The sequence below is a fragment of the Pseudarthrobacter sp. 01T43 genome, assembly GCF_056398665.1.
Genome location: NZ_JBFTPV010000049.1, coordinates 1 through 3,607 on the forward strand (window position 1 = coordinate 1; position 3,607 = coordinate 3,607).

General features: G+C 64.5%; 5 protein-coding genes. 4 read left to right on the plus strand and 1 reads right to left on the minus strand.

Annotated features, from left to right (window positions below):
• Nucleotides 1-263: 263 nt before the first annotated feature.
• Nucleotides 264-800: a hypothetical protein gene (locus tag AC1DIM_RS19560; protein ID WP_477712143.1), complete on the minus strand. Its 537-nt coding sequence runs from the start codon at nt 798-800 to the stop codon at nt 264-266.
• Between the two features lie 150 nt (nt 801-950).
• Between AC1DIM_RS19560 and AC1DIM_RS19565 the strand changes: the two genes are divergently transcribed.
• From AC1DIM_RS19565 to AC1DIM_RS19580, 4 genes are all read left to right on the plus strand, one after another.
• A complete protein-coding gene (locus tag AC1DIM_RS19565; RefSeq protein ID WP_477712144.1) occupies nt 951-1,238 on the plus strand; it encodes a hypothetical protein in 288 nt (95 codons plus the stop codon).
• Between the two features lie 3 nt (nt 1,239-1,241).
• On the plus strand, nt 1,242-2,069 hold the full coding sequence (locus tag AC1DIM_RS19570; protein WP_477712145.1) for a DUF1206 domain-containing protein: 828 nt from the start codon (nt 1,242-1,244) through the stop codon (nt 2,067-2,069).
• A gap of 31 nt (nt 2,070-2,100) precedes the next feature.
• Entirely contained in the window at nt 2,101-2,541 is a 441-nt protein-coding gene (locus tag AC1DIM_RS19575; protein ID WP_477712146.1) for an SRPBCC family protein, read from the plus strand.
• 177 nt (nt 2,542-2,718) lie between these two features.
• Nucleotides 2,719-3,465, plus strand: a complete 747-nt coding sequence (locus AC1DIM_RS19580) for a polysaccharide deacetylase family protein (protein WP_477712147.1) — start codon at nt 2,719-2,721, stop codon at nt 3,463-3,465.
• The last annotated feature ends 142 nt before the right edge of the window (nt 3,466-3,607 follow it).

A 3,607-nucleotide genomic window follows, 5' to 3' on the forward strand; every position in this document is an offset into this window, starting at 1 on the left:
CCGCGAATATCAGTCTGACACTGCCAGTCGAAACAAGACTCGCCAGCACGACCACCACACCCGGACGGCACCCAAACCAGCGGACCCCCCACCACAACAGCTGGGAGCCGCTCACCTCTGCCCCTTGACAAACGTTCCTACATATCAGTTGGGGGGCCGGGTTCCCAACGCCCACGCGCACGACGGCGGTCCGGCACCCAAGTGCCGAACCGCCGTCGTGCGTTTCTGCTTATGTCGTAGGGGCCGCTGATGCCGTCGCGGCGCTAGGAGCGGAGGCCTGCGGAAACGTTCTTGGGCCGCTGCATTTCGCCGTGCTTGGCCCCGAGGATGATCACGGCGGCGGCGAAGGCGGGAATGGCCCACTGCAGCATCTTGAGCTGCTGCTGTGCCGACTTCAGCTCATCGGAGGCCGAGGCCCTGGGCTCGGTGGCGCCCTCGCTGCCCTGGTCCGCGAGCTGGTCCACCTTCTTGCCTAGGATGCCTGCGTACAGGGTCACGGCGGCACCGGCCACTGTCACTGCCGTCTTGACCACCGTGTCCCTGGCAACGCCATCCTGCTTGGCGATGCGCCCCTTGTTCTCCCAGGCGATAGCGAGGTCGGCAACCAGGTGCGATGCGAACGCGGCCGTCTGGAGCGGCGCCCACTTCATCCAGCCCGCACTCGAGAGCCGGGTACGTTCGGACGGGTCCTTGGCCTCCGCAGCCGCCCCGTTCAACCCGACTGCACCCATGAGTGATCCGCCGAACCACGCCGCGGCCGTCAGGTCGTGGACGGAGCGGGCAACAAGATTTCCTGCCATGATGTGTCTTCCTCACGTTGGACTGGTTCTGAAATGCCGCTGGTGCGGTCTTTGCTGATCCCCTGAGGGTCAGGCTCACGCTATGGTAAGCACACTTAGTAATGTTACGGAACCCCGTCTTCAGCAGCGGGTACGCGTAACATCGTGGCCATGGAAACAGGCACTTTGTTCGGCTGGGCATTCGGCGACCCATCACGTGAAGACGACGGTGGATACATGTCTGGCCTTGAGAAGGAAGCACTCAGAAACGCGACCGAGACTGCAAAGGCCAAAGGTGTCACCGTGGTGGAGGGCTCCGAAGTCTTCACCTCATTGAGCGCAAATGACAGCCTCGTGGAGCTGGATCACGCTCCGGGCAAGCTGGTAGTCCGGTGCACCGTACATGTTGAAGGCCCGGGTGCCGGCAAACTCCACGCAGAGGGGCCCATGAACGGCTAAGCCATGGCAGACGGGGACTCGAGCATCAGCGAGGCGGCAGACGCCGTCGAGGAAGCGTCCGACACGAAGGCGCTCGACATTGTGGCGCGCTCGGGATTTGCCGTGATGGCCCTGCTCCACATCATTGTTGGGGCCATCGCAATCGAGCTGGCCTTCGGGCAGCCTGGCGAGGCGGAGGCCACCGGTGCCATTAAGCAGTTGGCCGCCAACCCGTGGGGACCCGCCATCCTGTGGGCCTGCGTGGTCGCCTGCACTGGCTTGGCGCTTTGGCAGCTGAGTGAAGCCACGGTCCGCACCCGCCACCTGCCCCGCAAGGAGCGGCTCGCAAAGCTGGTCTCCTCCGGCTTTTTGGCCGTGGCCTACGCAAGCGTGGGGCTCAGCTTCGCCGGGTTCGCCGTCGGCTTGCGCGGAGATTCCGGCGACACCACACGCGATTTCAGCACCGCCCTCCTGGACACGCCGTTCGGGCTGCCTGTGCTGGTGGCACTCGGCCTGACCATCATGGGGGTGGGCGTCTACTTCGTGGTGAAGGGACTGCGGCGCGGGTTCAAGGAAGAGCTCTTTCACTTTGACGGGACCCTCCGCGGCCGGCTCATCGATTCCCTGGGCGTCACCGGACACGTGGCCAAAGGCGTCGCACTAAACCTCACCGGACTGCTCTTCGTCATCGCGGCCTGGAAGCACAGCCCCGAAGAGTCCACCGGGCTCGACGGGAGCCTGAAGGCGCTCCGGGACCATCCGTTTGGCCCGTACCTGCTCGTCGCAATCGGGGCCGGTTTCATCTGCTACGGCGTATTCGCGCTGGTCCGTGCCCGGTTCGGGCGGATGTAACCGAGCCGCACCACCGAAAGGAAGGAATGCCATGTCAACCGTTTCCCGCGTGTTTAGCTCCCCGGCCGAGGACGTCTGGAGGGTGATCGCCGACGGGTGGCTCTACTCCGGCTGGGTGGTGGGCGCCTCGAGAATCCGCGCCGTTGACGCCCACTGGCCCGGGACCGGCGCCAGGCTGCACCACTCCGTCGGCGCATGGCCGCTCGTGATTGACGACAGCAGCCAAGTCTCCGCCGTCGAACCCGGCCGCTCGCTGGAACTGGTGGCACGCGGGTGGCCGATCGGCGAAGCAAAGGTGCTGATCACCGTGGAGGACCTGGGCACCCAAAGCCGGGTCACCATCGCCGAAGACGCCATCCGCGGACCCGGCAAACTGATGCCCAAGGCGGTGCGTGACGCGCTGATCGGCGCGCGGAACACGGAGACGCTCAAGCGGCTGGAACTGATGGCCGCAGGCGGGGCAGGGCGTTAAATAGGAGCCTGAGGCCACCACCCGAGAGGTTCGCCGTCGGAGTCTGGCACCGGCTCGGCCTGCCCCGGTTAGGGGTTCGTAGACCTCCCATGCTAAGCGATTAGGTGTTTACAGTGCCTCGGCACGGCCTTATGGTGCTCCTCTAACGAGGTTGAAGACAACCTTGTAGAAGGGAAGATGAGCATCATGAGAAAGAGCAAGATTGCCGTCATGGCCCTGGCCGCCGCGAGCCTGGTCTTGGCCTTGCTGACCGGCGGCCCAACGGTGGCGGCCCAAGCCGCCGACAAACCACTGATCGGCCTGACTTTCGACGACGGGCCCTCGCCCCAGCGCACCGCATTCGTCCTCGATGTCCTCAAGCAGAAGGGCGTCAAGGCGACGTTCTTCCTCCAGGGTTCCCACGCGCAGCAGTATCCCGACCTCGTCCGCCGGATCAAGGCGGAGGGGCACGTGATCGGCAACCACTCGTGGGACCATGCCAACTTCCCCGACCTCAGCCAGACACGGCAGAAGCAGGAAATTGACCGCACCAACGCCGCGATCCAGACAATCACCGGCACGGCGCCCAAGCTGGTGCGTTTCCCGTTCGGGAACAGCACGTCCTACTCCCTGAAGTACATCAAGAGCATCGGCATGAGCGGCGGGATTCAATGGCACTGGCATATCGGCCAACCCGGCGACTTTGAGTGCCCCGGTGCGGCCGGCGTCCAGAAGTATGTAACGGACGAGGCCGCGCCTGGCGCGATCATTCTGCTCCACGACGGTAACGACGTCCTGGCCTGCCCCGCGTCGCAGTGGAACTACCTTGCCAGCACCATCGACGCACTGCGGGCAAAGGGCTATGACTTCGGTGTAGTGGCGCCCTCCGCGACGGCCAGCGCGCTCAACGAGGGCTCCTTCGGAGTCGTGGTACCGGCCAGCTGATATGAGTTGAGTTAGTCCTTCCCAAACACCTCCGGAGATGTCAGGACGGGATGTATCAGATTCCCTTGGGGGCCCGGGCGGAATGATCCGCGGGCCCTCCCGATACCTTCGGAGGTGTTTGTTATGTCTGTTCAGGCCTCTG

Coding starts and splice junctions, on each gene's coding strand:
- AC1DIM_RS19560 (WP_477712143.1), bottom strand. CDS start 800: ATGGCAGGAAATCTTGTTGCCCGCTCCGTCCACGACCTGACGGCCGCG.
- AC1DIM_RS19565 (WP_477712144.1), top strand. CDS start 951: ATGGAAACAGGCACTTTGTTCGGCTGGGCATTCGGCGACCCATCACGT.
- AC1DIM_RS19570 (WP_477712145.1), top strand. CDS start 1,242: ATGGCAGACGGGGACTCGAGCATCAGCGAGGCGGCAGACGCCGTCGAG.
- AC1DIM_RS19575 (WP_477712146.1), top strand. CDS start 2,101: ATGTCAACCGTTTCCCGCGTGTTTAGCTCCCCGGCCGAGGACGTCTGG.
- AC1DIM_RS19580 (WP_477712147.1), top strand. CDS start 2,719: ATGAGCATCATGAGAAAGAGCAAGATTGCCGTCATGGCCCTGGCCGCC.